The 652-nt window shown below is 66.4% G+C and carries 1 protein-coding gene; it reads right to left on the reverse strand.

The genetic code is table 11. The features are described from left to right. Nucleotides 1-652 (reverse strand): flagellin (locus AC1DQP_RS21255; RefSeq protein ID WP_478052527.1); only part of this gene is annotated, 652 nt, incomplete at both ends.

The following is a 652-nucleotide window of genomic DNA, read 5'->3' on the forward strand; positions in this document are numbered from 1 at the left end:
ATCTGGGTGCGGGTCAGCTCTGCGGTTTCCTTGGCGAAATCGGTGTCCTTGATGCGGCTACGCGACGCGGACAGGTTTTCCGAGGAGGTCTGCAGGTTGGCAACGACCGAGGTGAAGCGGTTCTGGATCGCACCGAGGTCGGCGCGGGTGTTGTTGATCGCACCCAGGGCCTTGTCGACGATTTCCAGTGCCTGCTGGGCACCCTTCACGGTGGACACGTCGATCTTGTCGGCGAACTGCTTGCCGTCGGCCGGGGCGGTGGCGGCGAAGCCGGCCAGCGAGCTGGCGATGTTCGCGAAGGCGCCAGTGGCGTCGACGCTGTCCTTGACCGAAGTCAGGGTCAGGGCGCCGGCGGCATCGGCTTCGGCGTAAACGCCGGTTTCACCGATCTTGGCGTTGATCGAGGCAGCCACGGCCTTGCCGTTGGCAGCGGTGTTGGCGGCCACGTCACCCACGCTCTTGACGGTCTGCGCGGCGAAGTTGACCACCGCACCCTTGCTGTCGGTGATGGTGAAGGCGGCGATAGYGGTATCGGTATCGGCCACGCCGGCAATGGCGGTGGCGGTGCCGCTGGAGAACTGCGCGCCACCCAGGGCATTGGCCTTGGCGTCCACGACCTTGTCGATGGCGATCGCCTGGCCGGCGTTGGCGC

This window comes from Stenotrophomonas sp. P5_A8 (assembly GCF_056400545.1).